The 15,597-nt window shown below is 60.8% G+C and carries 25 protein-coding genes, 1 tRNA gene and 1 pseudogene; 14 read left to right on the forward strand and 13 right to left on the reverse strand.

What is annotated here, in order from left to right:
• Positions 1-65 precede the first annotated feature (65 nt).
• The 4 genes from I6F16_RS01045 to I6F16_RS01060 all read right to left on the reverse strand — a co-directional run bounded on the left by I6F16_RS01045 (position 66) and on the right by I6F16_RS01060 (position 2,458).
• Positions 66-142, reverse strand: a tRNA-Pro gene (locus I6F16_RS01045).
• 92 nt (positions 143-234) lie between these two features.
• Positions 235-720 carry a DUF192 domain-containing protein gene (locus I6F16_RS01050; RefSeq protein WP_225113588.1) on the reverse strand — a complete coding sequence of 162 codons (486 nt, stop codon included), beginning with the start codon at positions 718-720 and terminating at the stop codon, positions 235-237.
• 115 nt (positions 721-835) lie between these two features.
• A complete protein-coding gene (locus I6F16_RS01055) occupies positions 836-1,498 on the reverse strand; it encodes a cold-shock protein (RefSeq protein ID WP_057029133.1) in 663 nt (220 codons plus the stop codon).
• A gap of 198 nt (positions 1,499-1,696) precedes the next feature.
• Positions 1,697-2,458 carry an NAD-dependent protein deacetylase gene (locus tag I6F16_RS01060; RefSeq protein WP_225113587.1) on the reverse strand — a complete coding sequence of 254 codons (762 nt, stop codon included), beginning with the start codon at positions 2,456-2,458 and terminating at the stop codon, positions 1,697-1,699.
• A gap of 252 nt (positions 2,459-2,710) precedes the next feature.
• Between I6F16_RS01060 and I6F16_RS01065 the strand changes: the two genes are divergently transcribed.
• Complete coding sequence (locus tag I6F16_RS01065) at positions 2,711-2,875, forward strand: hypothetical protein (protein ID WP_167361660.1); 165 nt, start codon at positions 2,711-2,713, stop codon at positions 2,873-2,875.
• Between the two features lie 98 nt (positions 2,876-2,973).
• On the opposite strand, the gene I6F16_RS01070 is transcribed toward I6F16_RS01065, so the two are convergent.
• A complete protein-coding gene (locus tag I6F16_RS01070) occupies positions 2,974-3,258 on the reverse strand; it encodes a hypothetical protein (protein WP_036045604.1) in 285 nt (94 codons plus the stop codon).
• Between the two features lie 270 nt (positions 3,259-3,528).
• Between I6F16_RS01070 and I6F16_RS01075 the strand changes: the two genes are divergently transcribed.
• The gene (locus tag I6F16_RS01075; protein ID WP_225113586.1) at positions 3,529-3,771 is read left to right on the forward strand and encodes a hypothetical protein; all 243 of its coding nucleotides are present in this window, start codon (positions 3,529-3,531) and stop codon (positions 3,769-3,771) included.
• A 77-nt stretch (positions 3,772-3,848) separates the two neighbouring features.
• Complete coding sequence (locus I6F16_RS37950) at positions 3,849-3,974, forward strand: hypothetical protein (RefSeq protein ID WP_035999737.1); 126 nt, start codon at positions 3,849-3,851, stop codon at positions 3,972-3,974.
• Positions 3,975-3,987: 13 nt separating this feature from the next.
• On the opposite strand, the gene I6F16_RS01080 is transcribed toward I6F16_RS37950, so the two are convergent.
• The 3 genes from I6F16_RS01080 to I6F16_RS01085 form a co-directional block, all read right to left on the reverse strand.
• Complete coding sequence (locus tag I6F16_RS01080; RefSeq protein WP_035999739.1) at positions 3,988-4,185, reverse strand: hypothetical protein; 198 nt, start codon at positions 4,183-4,185, stop codon at positions 3,988-3,990.
• Between the two features lie 485 nt (positions 4,186-4,670).
• Entirely contained in the window at positions 4,671-4,805 is a 135-nt protein-coding gene (locus tag I6F16_RS37955; protein WP_260347228.1) for a hypothetical protein, read from the reverse strand.
• A gap of 493 nt (positions 4,806-5,298) precedes the next feature.
• Positions 5,299-5,595 (reverse strand): HU family DNA-binding protein, encoded by a 297-nt coding sequence (locus tag I6F16_RS01085; protein WP_008558895.1) that lies wholly within the window; start codon positions 5,593-5,595, stop codon positions 5,299-5,301.
• Positions 5,596-5,862: 267 nt separating this feature from the next.
• Between I6F16_RS01085 and I6F16_RS01090 the strand changes: the two genes are divergently transcribed.
• Complete coding sequence (locus tag I6F16_RS01090) at positions 5,863-6,354, forward strand: hypothetical protein (protein ID WP_035999676.1); 492 nt, start codon at positions 5,863-5,865, stop codon at positions 6,352-6,354.
• A gap of 115 nt (positions 6,355-6,469) precedes the next feature.
• Positions 6,470-6,772 (forward strand): hypothetical protein, encoded by a 303-nt coding sequence (locus I6F16_RS01095; protein WP_035999680.1) that lies wholly within the window; start codon positions 6,470-6,472, stop codon positions 6,770-6,772.
• 57 nt (positions 6,773-6,829) lie between these two features.
• Here I6F16_RS01095 and I6F16_RS01100 read toward each other — a convergent pair whose 3' ends face one another.
• The 3 genes from I6F16_RS01100 to I6F16_RS01110 form a co-directional block, all read right to left on the reverse strand.
• On the reverse strand, positions 6,830-7,057 hold the full coding sequence (locus I6F16_RS01100) for a hypothetical protein (protein WP_035999684.1): 228 nt from the start codon (positions 7,055-7,057) through the stop codon (positions 6,830-6,832).
• Between the two features lie 708 nt (positions 7,058-7,765).
• Positions 7,766-7,990 (reverse strand): hypothetical protein, encoded by a 225-nt coding sequence (locus tag I6F16_RS01105; RefSeq protein ID WP_085974320.1) that lies wholly within the window; start codon positions 7,988-7,990, stop codon positions 7,766-7,768.
• Positions 7,987-8,220, reverse strand: coding sequence for a hypothetical protein (locus I6F16_RS01110; RefSeq protein ID WP_035999688.1), 234 nt, complete (start codon positions 8,218-8,220; stop codon positions 7,987-7,989). Before I6F16_RS01110 ends, I6F16_RS01105 begins: the two co-directional genes overlap by 4 nt.
• Positions 8,221-8,318: 98 nt before the next feature.
• On the opposite strand from I6F16_RS01110, the gene I6F16_RS01115 reads away from it, so the two are divergent.
• Both I6F16_RS01115 and I6F16_RS01120 read left to right on the forward strand, forming a co-directional pair.
• Complete coding sequence (locus I6F16_RS01115) at positions 8,319-8,510, forward strand: DUF3072 domain-containing protein (RefSeq protein ID WP_035999694.1); 192 nt, start codon at positions 8,319-8,321, stop codon at positions 8,508-8,510.
• A gap of 58 nt (positions 8,511-8,568) precedes the next feature.
• A complete protein-coding gene (locus I6F16_RS01120) occupies positions 8,569-8,721 on the forward strand; it encodes a hypothetical protein (protein WP_157783960.1) in 153 nt (50 codons plus the stop codon).
• Positions 8,722-8,725: 4 nt separating this feature from the next.
• Here I6F16_RS01120 and I6F16_RS01125 read toward each other — a convergent pair whose 3' ends face one another.
• Positions 8,726-8,989, reverse strand: a complete 264-nt coding sequence (locus I6F16_RS01125; protein WP_036033380.1) for a hypothetical protein — start codon at positions 8,987-8,989, stop codon at positions 8,726-8,728.
• Positions 8,989-9,189 (reverse strand): hypothetical protein, encoded by a 201-nt coding sequence (locus I6F16_RS01130; RefSeq protein ID WP_036033381.1) that lies wholly within the window; start codon positions 9,187-9,189, stop codon positions 8,989-8,991. Before I6F16_RS01130 ends, I6F16_RS01125 begins: the two co-directional genes overlap by 1 nt.
• Positions 9,190-9,367: 178 nt before the next feature.
• On the opposite strand from I6F16_RS01130, the gene I6F16_RS01135 reads away from it, so the two are divergent.
• The 7 genes and pseudogenes from I6F16_RS01135 (at position 9,368) to I6F16_RS01165 (ending at position 15,537) form a co-directional block, all read left to right on the forward strand.
• Entirely contained in the window at positions 9,368-9,676 is a 309-nt protein-coding gene (locus I6F16_RS01135; RefSeq protein ID WP_225113584.1) for a type II toxin-antitoxin system RelB/DinJ family antitoxin, read from the forward strand.
• Positions 9,673-9,959 (forward strand): annotated as a pseudogene (locus I6F16_RS01140) (type II toxin-antitoxin system RelE/ParE family toxin). Before I6F16_RS01135 ends, I6F16_RS01140 begins: the two are co-directional and overlap by 4 nt.
• Positions 9,960-10,161: 202 nt before the next feature.
• On the forward strand, positions 10,162-10,821 hold the full coding sequence (locus I6F16_RS01145) for an oxidoreductase (protein WP_225113583.1): 660 nt from the start codon (positions 10,162-10,164) through the stop codon (positions 10,819-10,821).
• Positions 10,822-11,115: 294 nt separating this feature from the next.
• Positions 11,116-11,823 carry a hypothetical protein gene (locus tag I6F16_RS01150; protein ID WP_225113582.1) on the forward strand — a complete coding sequence of 236 codons (708 nt, stop codon included), beginning with the start codon at positions 11,116-11,118 and terminating at the stop codon, positions 11,821-11,823.
• Between the two features lie 658 nt (positions 11,824-12,481).
• Positions 12,482-13,282, forward strand: coding sequence for a hypothetical protein (locus tag I6F16_RS01155; RefSeq protein ID WP_225125495.1), 801 nt, complete (start codon positions 12,482-12,484; stop codon positions 13,280-13,282).
• 787 nt (positions 13,283-14,069) lie between these two features.
• Complete coding sequence (locus tag I6F16_RS01160; protein ID WP_225113580.1) at positions 14,070-14,522, forward strand: VOC family protein; 453 nt, start codon at positions 14,070-14,072, stop codon at positions 14,520-14,522.
• A gap of 376 nt (positions 14,523-14,898) precedes the next feature.
• Entirely contained in the window at positions 14,899-15,537 is a 639-nt protein-coding gene (locus I6F16_RS01165; protein ID WP_225113579.1) for a glutathione S-transferase, read from the forward strand.
• Positions 15,538-15,597 lie beyond the last annotated feature (60 nt).

The raw sequence follows: 15,597 nt of genomic DNA on the forward strand, positions 1-15,597 counted from the left end.
CCGGACGCGTGGGTGCCTGGCCATGCCGGTTGGATGCTGACCTCTAGGCCAGCGCCGCCCGGGACTGGTCGGGGCAGCTGGATTCGAACCAACGACCTGCAGTACCCAAAACTGCCGCGCTACCAGGCTGCGCTATACCCCGAATGTCCGGCGAGCCCCGTCGATACACGCTTCCCGGAGCGCCAGCAAGCTTTCCAAAGCCGCCGGCCTGGGCCGCAATCGCCCCTGCCCGTCCTATTTGCCGCCGAACAGGGGGTGGCCGACGCGATCACCGGGGCGGATGCCGTACTTCTGCGCCGTCCCCGCCACCACCTCCAGCACGGCCCGGGCGGGTCCCCGGGAGGAGATGATCTTCGTCGACAACGGCTCGGTATTCTCCGCAATGCGCAGGATGCGGCCATCGGCGCGGATGAAGATCATGTCGAGCGACACATAAGTGTTCTTCATCCACATCGAGATTTCCTGCTCGGGATTGAAGTCGAACAGCATGCCTTTGCCGTCGGCCAATTCCTTGCGGTACATCAGGCCGGTCTCCTTCTCCTCCGGGGTCGTTGCCATCTCGACCGAGAACACCTGCACGCCGTTCTTGGTGACGATCTCGAGCGGCTGGAAGCTGGCGGCGCCGGCCGGCGCGCCGGCGACGGCCCAGCCGGCGATGACGAGGACGGCGGCAAGCCAGCCCTTCAGAGCGGACCAGGCGGCCTTTCGATCAGAATTCATCGGGGCTCTCGCGGCGTGGGACTTAAGTCAGTCCTTACGCGGCGACCGCCGGAAAAGAAAGAGGCGCGCCGGACTTGCAGCGCGCCTCTGCTCACAATTGCTGGAAGTCATAGCCTTAGTGCGACTGCAATCCCGGCGATCCGGTCTCGGGATGGATCTCGGCCGCCATCATGCCCTTGGAGCCGGGCCCGAAGCGGACCAGCACATACTGGCCCGGTCTCAGCTCAGTCATGCCGAAGCGGCGTAGCGTCTCCATGTGCACGAAGATGTCGGGCGTGCCCTCGCCGCAGGTCAGGAAGCCGAATCCGCGCAGCCGGTTGAACCATTTGACCTGGGCCCGTTCCAGCCCGCTGGTCGGGGTGACCGTGACATGGGTGCGCGGCGGCAGCATCTGCGCCGGGTGGATCGCGGTCGACTCGTCCATCGAAACGACGCGGAAGGCCTGGTAGCCCTTGGCGCGCTGGATGCACTCGACGACGATGCGGGCGCCCTCATAAGCGGTCTGGAAGCCGTCGCGCCTAAGCACGGTAACGTGCAGGAGCACGTCCGGCCAGCCGTTGTCGGGAACGATGAAGCCGTAACCTTTGGAGGCGTCGAACCATTTGATGACGCCGGTGACCTCGACGAGGTTGCCGCTGGCTTCGCCCAATCCGGTGAAGGGATTGAGCGCATTGTCGCGGCCGGCTCCGCCATGCTCGCCCGGCGTCAATCGCCCCTGCGAGGTGCCCTGTCCGGGAACTCCAAGCTTCTTGGACTCAAATCCGTCCGACGACCCCATAACCCCGGACCCCACACTGCCATGCAACCCGCCACATTGGCGGCGCCCGAATCACGCGCCTTAAGAGAATGTTCTCAATTCGACGCGACGCGAATCTTTCGACTCAAAAGATAACACTCCCGGTTGAGACGCATAGACAAAAAAGAGATTCGCCGGAACCTATGAACAGCTTGCACAGCCGCGAATCAAATTGATGCCTCAATTGCCGACAAAGGGCCCGAGAGTCTCGCCGATGTCGTGGTGGATGACGAGGTCGGCGATGTCGTCCTGCTCGGTCGGCTCGCGATTGATGATCACGAGACGTGCACCGGCGCGCTTGGCCATGATCGGAAAGCCGGCCGCCGGCCAGACCACCAGCGAGGAACCGATCGCGATGAAGAGATCGCAGGCCTGCGACAGCGCTGTCGCGCGCTGCATCTCCTCGTCCGGCATCATCTGCCCGAAGGAAATCGTGGCGGTCTTCACCGGCGCGTCGCAGGCGGTGCAGTCGGGCGCGATGCCATCGTCATCGAAACGGCGCTTCACCCAGTCGAGCGGGTAAACCTGCCCACATCCGATGCAGCGCGCATAGGTGGTATTTCCGTGAAGCTCAACCACGTGCTCCGGCGCGAAGCCGGAGGCCTGGTGCAGATTGTCGATGTTCTGGGTGATGACGGCGGGAACCTTGCCGGCGCGGTAGAGCGATGCCAGCGCCCGATGGCCGCGGCCGGGCTTCGCTGCGGCGAAGACCTCCTCCATCGCAAAGCGGCGGCGCCAGGATTCGTCCCGCGCTGACTGGCTCGCGACGAACTCGTCGAACGGGATCGGACGGTTACGCGTCCAAATTCCGCCCGGCGAGCGGAAGTCGGGTATGCCGCATTCGGTCGAGATGCCGGCACCGGTGAACGGCACGATGGTCCTGGCCTCGGCGATCATGTCGCCGAGCCGTTCGATACCGCTCTGCACATCCGATGCGATCAACCGCGCCTCCCGAATAGTTTGGCCTGACAGCAACATGCGCAAGCGGCAAGATCGTTGACGCTCTTATCAAGCGCTAACGCAATGCACTCGGCAATTTCTTCCGACCTTCGCATATCACAATCCTGCAATGCCTCCTCCCCATTGACGCCCCATTCGGAAGTGCCAATGGATGTGTTGACGCGACTCAACGTGATTGCGGCGGCAGTGCTTGAGTTCGGATGTGCACATACTCAGGTGTAGAGGGGATTTGACATGACCGAAGACGAACAACGCAAAGAGCGCGAACGCGAAGAAATCGCCGCCCGTGTCGCCGCCTTCCGTGCCACGCAGGAAAAGTTCAAGCGCGAGCGCGAGGAATATTTCGTGGCGACGCTGGAGAATGCCCGCAAGGTCGAGCGGCCCTCGCTCTGGCCGTAGGCATCATCGCGTCGGCAAGCGCAAAAATGGGCGAGTAAACAAGACCTGCGAATGAAAAAAGCCCGGAGCTCCGCTCCGGGCTTTTCGCTATTCGCCGACTACCAATGACGGTAGTGGTGGTGACGGTAGTACGGCCCGCCGTAATAGGCGTACGGACCCGGTCCGTAATAGGCGGGACCGTCGTAGTAGCGGTAGCGGGGACCGTAATAGCCATAGGGCTGAGAAGCCGCGACTGCGCCCGCGGTGATTGCGCCGGCGGCGAGGCCGAACGCGAGGCCCGGGCCGATACCGCCGCGGCCACGCGCCTCAGCCGGCGCGGGCGCCGCGACTGCGGTCACACCGACCGCCGCGATGGTGGCCAGAACTGCCAGTGTCTTCTTCATGCTTGTCCTCCTTCGCGTGTCGCGGAGACAACGGCGAGCGCCTGCGATGGTTGCGCATGGATGGAACCCGCCCGCAGTCAAGAAATGTCGATGAAGCGGGAACGAAACGGCGAGACGGGGGTTAGCCTCTCAAGTGCGGGAGCCTCCGCCATCCGGGTCGAGGCGACAGCACGAAGACCCCGTCAGCATCTCCGCGGTGCTGGCGGGGTTTTCAGTTTCATGGGAGCAGATGGCAGCAGACCATGACGGTTGCCAGCGGGGACGACAATCATGGAGGAGAGTTTGCCCTTATCCGCTTTGCTGGCCCGTATCCGCAAATTGGTTCCCAGATCCGAGGATGAGCATTACGACGAGATCGTCCGCAACTTCGGTGTCGGCACGCTGCGCCCGCCGCCGACGCCGATGAGCGACCGCGAGCTGGCGCAGGCCATCGCCGAGTTCCTCAAGGAGCAGCCGTCGAGCGAATCCGTCGCGACCCTCGGCCGCCGGCTCGACCCGACCACCCGGCTCTGAGTTTCTTCGCAGGAGTATGGAACCAGGAATGCGCGCGGACGTTGAGTCCGTTCCCTGCTGAGCGGAGAGAAAGAGATATGCCCGCCTGGCTCGAAGTCTTGCTCAACCTGTCCGGCTATGCCGGCTTCGTGGCGCTCGCCTCGCGCGGCGCCGGATCCCCGCAGGCGCGGGCCGATGACCGCCGTTGCGGCGACGAGCGTTAATTGGCGCGCGGCGTTAGTTGGCGCGCGCGGCTTGGCCTGCCGTGCGGACCAGCCGGTCGGCCTTGACCGCAACGCGCGTGTCCTCAGCCTGCGGCCGCAGCGAGAAGCTGATCACAACGAAAGCAAGGCAGAACAGCGTGCCGACGACGGCGACGCGCCGGTAGGTGTGCCGGTCGCCTTGGAAAAAGGACGGAGTTGAAAAAGGCATCATGGCAAATTGCTGCTTGGGCAAATCGTTTTCGGCAAAGGCGTTTCTTGCTTGTCTTTGCCGAACACCTACCCCAAGCCGCAGCAAGCGCAACGCGATTGGGCTTTTAACCTAACCGAATAGGGTTATCGGCATCCGCATAAGCTATCGTTAGCCAGACGCATCCGGCACCATCGCGGCGAGAGCGCGCAAGAACGCCCGGCTTTGTTCCAGCTTCGACTCCGTTTCGTTCGCGAAGAACGAATCGGAGTCGCAAGAATGCGCGGAGAGCAAATCCTAACGATCGATGAAGCGCGCACGCTCACACCGTCGACGCGGCAGGACCCTTCTTCGATGAGTGTCTTCTGCAACAAGTCTCTTCTGCAACAAGACTCTTCATCGAGAAAACTTCGAGAAGACTCTTCGCCGGCAAGCAGCGCGGCGAGAGACCAAGCGCGAACCCTCGGAGCGGATCGCGCTTGCGCGTTGCCGCGTGGCGTCGACAAAGGTCAGGCCGCCCGCTTCGGCTTCTCCTTCGAGAAGCATTCGAGGATCTGGATGCGCAGCTCCTCCGCCGCAGGGCCCTCGACCTTTCTGAGCTCGTTCCAGAGCCTGATCACTTCGCGCTGTTTTTCGACGGTCATGAGCAACCTCCAACGGTCCATCAAGGCGCCTCACTAGAACAAAATGAGAACAAAAAGTCCAGCCCCGGACGTAAAATTTTGGTGGGCGCGGCGTTGAACCTTTTCGGCGCGGCAAGCACCTATGGAAGCTGGGGATTTCAGCGCCCAGTTACACGGCAGCGCCGCCTGACGAACATACTCCGTCGTGGCGGCGCTGTTGCTTTTTGCGATTTCAACTTTAGGTTAAAGCCATGGCTGTCGGCCAGGCGCTGAAATCCCAACGCCGTCAGCCAGAAAAGCCTCGCGCGAAAGCGCGGGGCTTTTTCTTGTGAAGCGGATAAGGATGGTGAGGAATCGAAGCTCGTCGTTCAGGACGAAGCGAGTACCGCGTGCTGTTACCCTGATGGTCGTCTTGGTGTTCGGGCATCGCGATGGCCGAGCACCACCTGGTCCTCGGCCGTTGATTGCTGCGCCGGCGCGTCAATGAGCCCACCGCACCGACATCGCCGGCACGTCAGACGGCGTCCTTGGCCACCTTCAGCGGCGAGGCCTTGACCGACTTGCTGGCGGGCTTCGCTGCAAACTGCATCGGCTCCTTGGTGAAGGGATTGATGCCCATGCGGGCTTCGGTCGCCGGCTTGTTCACGACCGACATCTTCACGAAGCCGGGAATGACGAACTCGCCGGACTCGTTGAGCTCCTTGTAGCCGACCGTCGCCATGTACTCGATCACCGACTTCACGTCGTTCTTCGAAAGCTGCGTGCCCTCGGCAATTGCATCGATCAATTGGGTCTTCGTCATCTTCGCCATGGTCTGAATTCCTTTGAATGGGTGCGCGGAGCAATTCTGCTGCTGGGGACGCGGCCGGACCCGCGAGTGCGCGCTGCTGATTCATGCCAGAAGTCATGAAGCGATCGGGCTTAGACCCTATCGAGGCCGAAAACGCAAGCACGGGCTCACCGAGGTTCCCGACTTCCTGTGCAAGACGTTGCAGGACCTGCAATTTTAGGATCTGCAATTTTCTCGGCACAGCGCCGCGGCTGCTATAAGCCAGGAAAGGTATCTGATGGGGTTCTGATGAAGGTCGCTATCGTCATCGCAGGTTTGATCGTGGTCGCCGTCGCAGCCCTCGTCGCGATCCAGCCTAGCTTCTTGAAGCCCGCGTCCTTCGCCCTCGTGAAAAAGTCCGACATGTTCGGCTTCTCGCCCGGGATGTCATTCGAGGAGGCCAACAAGCTCGTCGCGCGACGCCACTATCTCTGCCGGCCGAGCCGAGGTCCGTACACGCTGGCGTGCGACATCAACGGCGCCAAGGTCGCCGTCGACGGCGACGAGACCGATCCCAGGCATCCGATCTGGCGCGTCAATGCGACGCTGAACAATCCGGGATCGCAGGAAGCTGCCGTCAAATCCATCTCCGAGCAGTTCAACGCCTCCGCCATCAAGGACCGGGAAGGCTGGATCTGGATCGTCGGCCGCGGTTTCAAGCTGAGCTATGACGGCGCCAGCTTGACTCTCGTCGACGAGGCCGCCGAGGCCAGGCTGCGCAAGGAGGACGCCAAGCGCTAGATCGCATCGCGCTTCCTCGTTCGTGAAACTTGTGGCCGGCGATCCGTTGTTGACGCTTCAGTAACCTAACGCGACCAAGCTTCTGTCAGGTTGGTTGCGTTGGAGTATCCTCAAAGTGCTGGATTTTAACGAGCTGCGTGAACTCGCGGCAGATGTTCGTGTTTTTGTCGATGTCGCCGAAGACAAGGCCGAGGCGCTCAGAGCCGTGATCGCGGCCTACGATGTGGTGCTGGCGATCTTCCCCGTCGATGACGGCATGGGCCTCCACGTCGTCAAGGGCAAGGGGATCCTGGACCAGATCGCGACGTCGCGCACACACGCGATGTACAGCCACACGGCGATCGCGGTTCCGGATCTCGCCCACGCCGAAGCGCTCAAGTTCCTGACGGCGCCGGTCGAACAGCGGATTGCGGCCTGAGCATCGTTCAGCCGCTCCGCTCGCATAGAGCGGCGCGGCGGAATTGTCGTGGTCGCTTCAGCGGCTTTGTCTGGGCGTGCGGGCTGTTCGCCGCTTCCGTCGCAGACCGATGCGCGTGCCCGGAAGATTGATGCCAAGCTCGATCGCACGCGACCTGATCGATGCAATGGGACGCTTGAGCTTCACGATCATCAGCGTGAGGCTCTTTCCCGTTTCGCACATGGATCGAAGCAGCCGGTCGTCGTCTTCCGACCAGCGTTCGTGGTTATAGGTGCGGGCAGCCATCGACGTTTGCCTCTGAGGCCAATGAGGCGGGACCTGAGCAGGGAATGTCAAAGGACCCAGCTTCGCCTTTTTCTGAGCGCGGCGGCTGGGTGTCAGTTGAGGGGCGGCTTGTTACGCTGCCGCCTGACGCAGAGATAGTTTTTCGGCGTCGATTTTCAACCGACTTACGGATTTGTAATTGCCCGGCGCGAGCGCCTCCCCACTCCAGCGAAGCTGGCGCATGTTCTTTTGAACTTTCTTGCCGCTCGCGCGTCTTACAGTTGAAGCGTCCCTAAGCTTCACCTCGACAGAGAACCCCGCTCCTGAAAGGGCGGGGTTTTCGCTTTTGGCGCTGCATCAGCTCGCCCGGGATTTCAAGCGCTCTTTGCCGTTGACCCGGCGGCCGTCCGGCCGCACTTTTTGCGACGGGCAGGGTTTTGAGGAGCCGTGATGCCGAAAACCCTTGTGGAATTCAGAGCGCAGAACCTTCGTTTGCTCGAGCGGCTTTGTCCCGACGACCCGCGATACATCGCGGCCTGGCTGAAGCAGTTCGACGAGCAGAACGGGATCACACCAAAAGCTGGCCCGAAGTCCGGCAAGAGCCGTGCGGCTGCTTCGCCGCGAAGCAAGACCGCTTCGCCCGCGCGCACGAGGTCAGCGCCCTCCTCCTCGGTCTCACCGCGCTGATCGGCAACGATAGCCGCGCAGTCCCGAGAGCCGCTTGGGCGCTCACGGAATGTCCGCGGCCTTCCGGTTGTCCCCGATCGAAACCGGCTTGTTGAGGAAATACTCGCGGTTGCCCGTCGCCGCTTCCGCGTATTGGTCGATGGCGACGATGATGGCCTGGACGTGGGCATAGCACCACCCTTCCCGCGTCGCGCGTCGGCGAACGTCCTCGAGCGCGGTCAGGAAGGGCGACAGGTCTCGCTCGTCGTCGAACCATCGCCTGCTCACCATGTCCTCCCGCCGAGCACCCTGCCCTTGGTCTGGCGCGGCTCTGCCGCCTTCAGCGCGTCGCGTTGCGCGCACAGGCTCTCGACCTTCGCCTCCATCCGCGACAGCAGCGCTTGCGCCGAGGCCGTCCCGATCCCCGCCCGCTGCAGCTGGAGGATCTCCTTCCTCTGCCTGCCCATCTGGATGCGCATCCGTTCGATCTCCCGCCTGAGAAAGTCCAGGTCCGGCATTGTTCCGCCTCGCGAATTCGAGATATGGCCCATGAGAACAAAAACGGAACGAAGAGTCGAGTCCGACGTTCTACGGAAAACGGAATAGGAGATGTGCGATGGCCGACAACACCCGGAAGGACCCGAAGGATTGGGTTTCCGGCGACGATCCGATGACGGGAGCCCAGGAATCCTATCTCAAGACCCTCGCCGAGCAGGCGCACCAGGACCTGCCCGAGGACGAGCTGACCAAGGCCGAGGCCTCCGAGCTGATCGACAAGATGCGGCAAAAGGCCGGGTTGGACGAGTGAGCCGTCCGATTGCGGGAACCCGGCTCCGTGCGTATGCAAACGAAATTGGGAATCGAGAATGCCTTATTTCGTTTGTGCCCGCGACGGAGCGGGCCAGATCATCTTGAAGCGAGACACAAGGGAAGCGGCCGAGAAGAAAGCCGCCGAGCTCCGCGACATGGGCTATTTCGAAGTCGAGATCGTCGCCAAGGGCGACGAGGAGACGGCGTGAGGGATCATGCGTCCCTCAGCACCTTCAAGGCGCTGAGAATGACGAAAGCACCCAGACCGTAGGTCAGCGCATTCACGACCCACGAAATGGCGATGCCGAGGAAGGCGGAGCCTCCGACCGCTCCCCGGAAAAAATACGCTGCGCTGATGCCCGGCCACTCCAGCCAAAGCAACGCGAAGTCGGTCAGCGGCTCCAGCACGAGGAGCACCGTCGAGACGAGCGCCCCCACGGCCAATGCGATGACGAGATATGTCCTCAGCCAGGGCATCAAAGACCCAGCAGGCCAGCGATAACAGGAATGAGGAAAAAGGCGGCGATCCCGAGTAGCCCGCCCACGACAAAGCGTGCCGCGCGGCCGTGAATCTTCGTATCGAGCCACGCACAGATGGCCACCGCAGCCTGTCTCAGCCAGCTACCCACGAGGGTTCTGACGAGATCGAACAGGAGTTCTGCAACGAGTGCGGCCATGGCGTTTGGTCGGCGCCAGCTCTGGCGGGGTTCACGAGCAGTCATCGCGGTGGCTGATCGGCCGAACGCGAGCCGATAGGCGATGACACAGCACGCTTACCGCGCCGCGCTCCCGCGGGCGCCTTGCACTCGTCATTCAATTGAATTACCTTGGACGTATCGCTTCGGAGAAAGTAACATGGCCGCAAATGCCCTTGTTCAGACCCGCATCGACGCCGAAGTCCGTGATCGCGCCTCGGCCGTCCTTGAGGAGATGGGGCTAACGGTGTCGGACGCGGTCCGCATCCTGCTCACCCGGACTGCCAATGAGGGCGCGCTACCGCTCGAGCTCCTCACGAACGGCAAGGCTCATGACGCCTGGTTTCGCGCGAAGGTTCTGGAGGCGCTGAACGATACCCGGCCCGATACCTCCGACGAACAGGCTGAAGCGCATTTCGCAAAGCGGCGGGCGGCGGCTCGGCGCAGGGCGGATGAACCAAAGTCGTGAAGCTCGTCTGGTCCGCGTTCGCGCTGTCGGACCGCGACGGCATCTTCACCCACATCGTCGCTGAAAATCCTCGGGCAGCCATAGCGCTCGACGAGAGGATCGCTGCCGCTGCGCATCGACTTGTCGAGTTTCCCGAAAGTGGGCGCCTGGCCGTGTCGCCGGCACACGCGAGCTCGTCATTGTCGGCACTCCCTACGTCGCGGCCTATACCGTAACGGAAAGCTCGATCCGGATATTGCGCGTCCTGCACGGCGCCCAGAAGTGGCCCGATGAGCTTCCCTAAGATTGAGGCTGCGGAAAGCTGTCAGGGCTCCATGAACTGACAGCGCGTAGGATGGAGCGAAACCCATCGAGCGCCTCGTTACGAAACATGATGGGTTTCGCAAGTGCTCTACCCATCCCACGAGCTAATCCAAGTTGCCTTGGGCCTCCTGATCTGCATTCATCAACTTGCATTGGTCTCTCAACGCAAACCGGTGGCTTGAATGAAAACCGCACTTGTCTTCGGCGCATCCGGCTTCATCGGCTCGCATTTGCTGCGCGATCTCTTGGACAGTCCGGACTATTCGCGGGTTGTGGCGGTGGCCCGCAAGCCGCTGGCGGTGAGCGATGCGAAGCTCACGGTGCTGATCGGCGATCTCGCTTCCCTGCCCGCACTTAAATCCCAATTGGTTGCGGACGAGATCTTCATCGCGCTGGGGACGACGCGCAAGCACACGCCTGACGAGGCCGAGTACTACAAGATCGATCATGATTATCCGGTGTTGGCAGCCGAGATTGCCAGGGCGAATGGCGCGCGGTCGGTGTTTCTGGTCACAGCCGTTGGCGCCAACGCCGCTTCCAGCGTGTTCTATCTCAGGACCAAGGGCGAAGTTGAACGGGACATTCTCTCGCTCGATTTCGAGCACACGCATATTTTCCGCCCCTCAATGATCCTCGGCGCGCGCGACGAGGATCGCCCGCGTGAACGCCTCATCGCCGCGATATGGGGCGTGCTCAATCCGCTGCTCCTCGGTCCCGCCGACCGGTATCGCGGGCTCACCGGCAACGACATCGCGCACGCCATCGCCCAAGCCGCGCGGCATCAAACCGGGAAGGTGCGCATCTATCATTGGAAAGAGATGGCGGAGCTGCTTCGAACGTGATGCAGATCAAGCCCAACCGGCGCGCTTTGCGCCGCAATATTCAACGCGGTCAGTGGATTCACAACGCTGCTCGGCTGCTGGCGCAGGCAGTCAGCTAGGTGTTGGACTGAAGACAGTCTCAGGCGCCGTATGGATCCTTCGTAGCCAGCTGATGCCTGGATTTTGGGATTCTCCACCTGCGATCAGTTCGATGTATGGGGCCCACCGCCAATGAAGCCCTCTCAGGAGGGCTTCTATTTTGGTTGCAGCTTTGGAATACTACACCCTTCCATTTGATTCATTTGTAGGTTGAACATGAACGCGCACGAGATGCCTCCAGAGGAAAATCCCGACGCACTTGAAGTTCTACAAGAACCAAGGTATCGCCGCTTGTTCACTGTCGTAAACAGTGGAGCATTCCTGGCGATAATCTCTGCCGCAATAGCCGCAGGAGGTTGGTATCTCAAATCTTATAAGGAATGCACGTTGTCAGCCACTACGCTGACAGACGGGATCGTTGATAAGGCCAACAAGATTGTGACCCAACTTACTCGTCTCAAGGTTCTTTCTCACGAGTACGACGATGTCGAAAAAATATACGCCGATGCGCCTAGCCTCGCGATCATTCCCGACGACCCGACTTTGGAGAAGTTATCGAGAAGTCTCTTGCTGCAGAAATCCACGGTCGACTACATGCAGTGGATTCCGTCGATAGTTACTCAACAGGGGCTTCCTGTTGGGCCGCCTTACGTGATGAACCTATTCAAAAAGGACGGTTCGACTCAGAAGCAATCAATAGAGGATCTGCGAACAGCAATAGCTGACACCAGCGTTTTCAGATTTCTTGTACACTATCCCGAACTCAAGTCAGTTTATACGAACCAATGCGGCCCCGTTGATATGGCCAGGCGCGAATACCTAGGAGAAACTAACCCTTTGGTCGTTGGCGCGCCGCGAGATTTGCTTACAGAAGATGATTGGAAGAGTGTTGCCCTTAATTATCGGGTCTTCGATTATCAGTAGGGGGATCGATATGAAACGCTGCTGTTCTTGATTTTACCAACGGGCGCCTACGCCGAGGTCGTCAACGTGAATATCGCGGTCCCGTGGACCTCAAACCCTTCACTTGCCACGACGCGAAGAACCAGTATCCTTCTGAAGGATACCGACTAACACTGCTGCGAGATACCGACATCGACGGTAGAGCCCTCCTTTCAGCGGAGTTTCACTGGGCTATTACGCGGAGTTTCACTGGGCTATTACAAAGCCAATATCAAGGGGTCAGGGAAGGACGGCCCTTATGATTGTCGGACACACTTATTGAACGCAGATGCTCAGCCCCGCAACCAGCTCGGTAGGATGGGTAGAGCGAAGCGAAACGCATGCGGGTCTTGTTGCGCAACAGATTTCGCAACTGCTCTGAGCTGCCAATAACAATGCCGTTGAGAACTCTGCCGCTTAAAAGTCGGGGCAGTTCCAGCTAAACGTTGGCCGGTGTAAGACTTCCTCTTTCAGGAGGGGAAGATGCCAGTCTACGACCTCTATTCAAAACGCAAGGCGCGCGAAAGCCGCAGCCAGCCGGACGTCTATAAATGCGATCATATCCCATACGGCCTGAAAATTCAGATCAAACATATTTGGGACGATGCAATCGGTGTGCCCTACCATACACGCGGACGCCGTGGCGACGATCAGATTTTTCAATGCTATTACGGTATCGCTCAGGTCCTACGCCGCGAATTCAGCGTCATGGACACTGACCCCGAACGTCGATCGGTTTTCGAAGAGTGACTCATATCAAGACGTTCGGGATTGGTTTGAACGTGAAACCGATACAGATCGTCTTCTCGATGCGGTCGAGCTCTCCTTTCGTCTTATCGACGGCCATACGCGTAAATTCGAATACCTTAATCGGCAGAGGTCGGACCAGATCGCCACCGAGGCTATCGAAGAACTCAATATCCGCTTTAAGGAGCACGGCGTCGGCTATCAATTTGTCAATCGTCAGATCATTCGGATGGACTCTGAGTTTGTCCATGCCGAGGCAGTGGTCCCCTCGCTGGCCGTTCTGCGAGGAGCGGAATTCAGAAACGCGCAGGATGAATTTCTCAGTGCCTTCGATCATTACCGGCATGGAAAATATGAAGAAGCTTTGGTTGACTGTGCAAAGTCCTTCGAGAGCACGATGAAGGTCATCTGTCATAAGCGCGGATGGCCCTTTGACCCCAATCGCTCCACCGCGTCCGAGCTTGTTCGGACCTGTCTTGATAATGGTTTGATCCCCTCATATTGGGAGAACCATTTCACCGGCGTGAGAAACATCCTTTCATCGGGCATTCCCACCGCTCGCAACCGTCAAGGGGGCCATGGGGCGGGAACACTGCCGGATAATGAACCGCCCGAGGAGTTGGTGTCCTACGTGCTGCACATGACTGCTTCAACTATTCTCTTCCTCAGCGAGGCTGAAAAGAAATTGCCTTAGTAGCGGCGCCCTTACTTCGGACCCTGACCGAGCAAGCAGGCTAATGCCCTCCGTGGAAGATCGCTGCAATCGCCAACCCGATACGAACGATGAGCTACCAAGGGCCTCGCTCGCGACCGCTGGGCGGCCGCGCCGAGGGCATTACCTCGACTTCCTCGATAATGGTGATCTTGCGGGTACGTTTCATCAGGGCACACCTTTTGGTAGCGAGAACCGATGTCTCGCGGGATTGACAGGGCGCCTGGGGGGAGCGAGAACCTCAGTTGTTCAGGCGGAGAGTCCTTCGGGATCTCCACCCCAGGCGTCAGGCGATTCACCTCGCCTGGCGCCATTTTAATGTTTTCGGATTCGGTACGAAGCCGGGCCTATACGGATGCCGGTCACGTCCCGGTGAGACAGCGCAAACTCACGGCCAACCAATATCACTGGGTTCGCGTGCGCGCGTAGCTGCGTCTGAGTTATCCGGGATATTCGTCCTGTCCACAGCTAAGGGAATGCGGTGGTTTTCCCCACTCATTCTCGACCACTCTCTTGACAGTTACCGAACGCCCCGCCTTCGGCGCCATGCCTCCCCCCGCCCGAGGGCTCAAGAGGGGTGCCGCCACAGTCAGGGGCTCGACTAACTACCGCCTCCAAACTCCGCAATAGCGCCATCAAAACAAAGCGAGTTTTACCCGCACGTCAGCGGCACGTATGGCAGTGCCCCCGCTGCATTTTCCTGCTATTTCCTACCCCCGCCGTCCCGGCCCAACACAAAACCCTCCGTCCGTTCCAGGGAGCAACAACCATGCGATACCTCCACACTATGCTGCGCGTGCGCAATCTCGATGTCGCGCTGAAGTTTTACCAGGATGCGCTGGGCTTGAAGGAGGTGCGGCGGATCGAGAACGACAAGGGGCGGTTCACGCTGGTGTTCCTGTGCTCGGCGGACGATCTCGAGGCACTGAAGAAACAGCCGCCGACGCGCGGGGCGCCGCTGGTCGAGCTCACCTACAATTGGGACGAGGAGAAGTATGGCGAGGATCGCTTCTTCGGCCATCTCGCCTACGAGGTCGACGACATCTACGCCACCTGCGAGAAGCTGATGAAGGCGGGCGTCACCATCAATCGTCCGCCGCGCGACGGCAACATGGCCTTTGTCCGCTCGCCGGACCTGCACTCGATCGAGCTGCTGCAGAAGGGCGATCCGAAGCCGCCGCAGGAGCCGTGGGCGTCGATGCCGAACACCGGCCATTGGTAAGCCATAGGCAGGAACCAGGCCCCTCGCCGGACGTTCTCCTTTCACGAAACCGATTTGGAGGAGGATGCGATGGCGAGAGGGCTGTTGCTGTGGATGCTTGGCGTGCCGATCCCGGTGATCATTCTGTTGTGGCTGTTCTTCGGCCGCTGAGCGTCAGTTTGAACTTTGCAATGAAGGCTCCGCCGCGTGCGGAGCTTTTTGCATGACGGACGCGATGCAATCGCGCATCGCTCGGCGCGCCGAATTCCGCTATCACCCGCAGCGAGGTGGATCTGTAGCCCGGATGGAGCGCAAGCGTAATCCGGGACTGTCAGCCCTGGATTGCGCTTCGCTCCATCCAGGCTACGACACCGAACAATGCCGCGGGGAGAGCTTCATGGCCGATACCAAGCTGACGATCTGGGGCCGCGCCAATTCGGTCAACGTGCAGAAGGTGCTGTGGTGCTGCACCGAGCTTGGCCTGGCTTACGAGCGCATCGATGCCGGCATGCAATACGGCAAGACGCGCGAGGCCGATTATCTGACGATGAATCCCAACGCGCGGATCCCGACGCTGGTCGAGGGTGACTTCGTGTTGTGGGAGTCCAACTCCATCATGCGCTATCTCTGCCTCGCGCATGGCCGCGGCACGCCGATCTATCCCGAGGCGCCGAAGCAGCGCGCCTCGGTCGACCGCTGGCTCGACTGGACACTGTCGACGGTGCAGCCGGTCGACCGCCCGGTGTTCTGGGGCATCGTGCGCACCGCGCCCGCCGAGCGCGACATGATCCAGGTGCAGCGCGATGCCGATGCCGCCGCCGAGGTCTGGGCCATCGCCGACCGCCTGCTTGCCACGCGCCGCTTCATCGAGGGCGATGCGTTCACGCTCGCCGACATCGCGGTCGGATCCTATGCGCGGCGCTGGCTCGGGGTCGAAGGCATCAGCCGGCCGGCCCAGCCGCACCTGACGCGCTGGCTCGCCGAGCTCGGCAAGCGGCCCGGATTTGCGCAATTCGTCGCACCGCCGATGTCGTGAACCCCTCGCGCGCCTTAAGCTGCGGCGATCGCGCGGGGAATCCTCGTTCCGGCGCGCTTC

Origin of the sequence: Bradyrhizobium sp. IC4060 (assembly GCF_020193715.1) — a bacterium.
In the GTDB taxonomy this organism is placed as follows: Bacteria; Pseudomonadota; Alphaproteobacteria; order Rhizobiales; family Xanthobacteraceae; genus Bradyrhizobium; species Bradyrhizobium yuanmingense.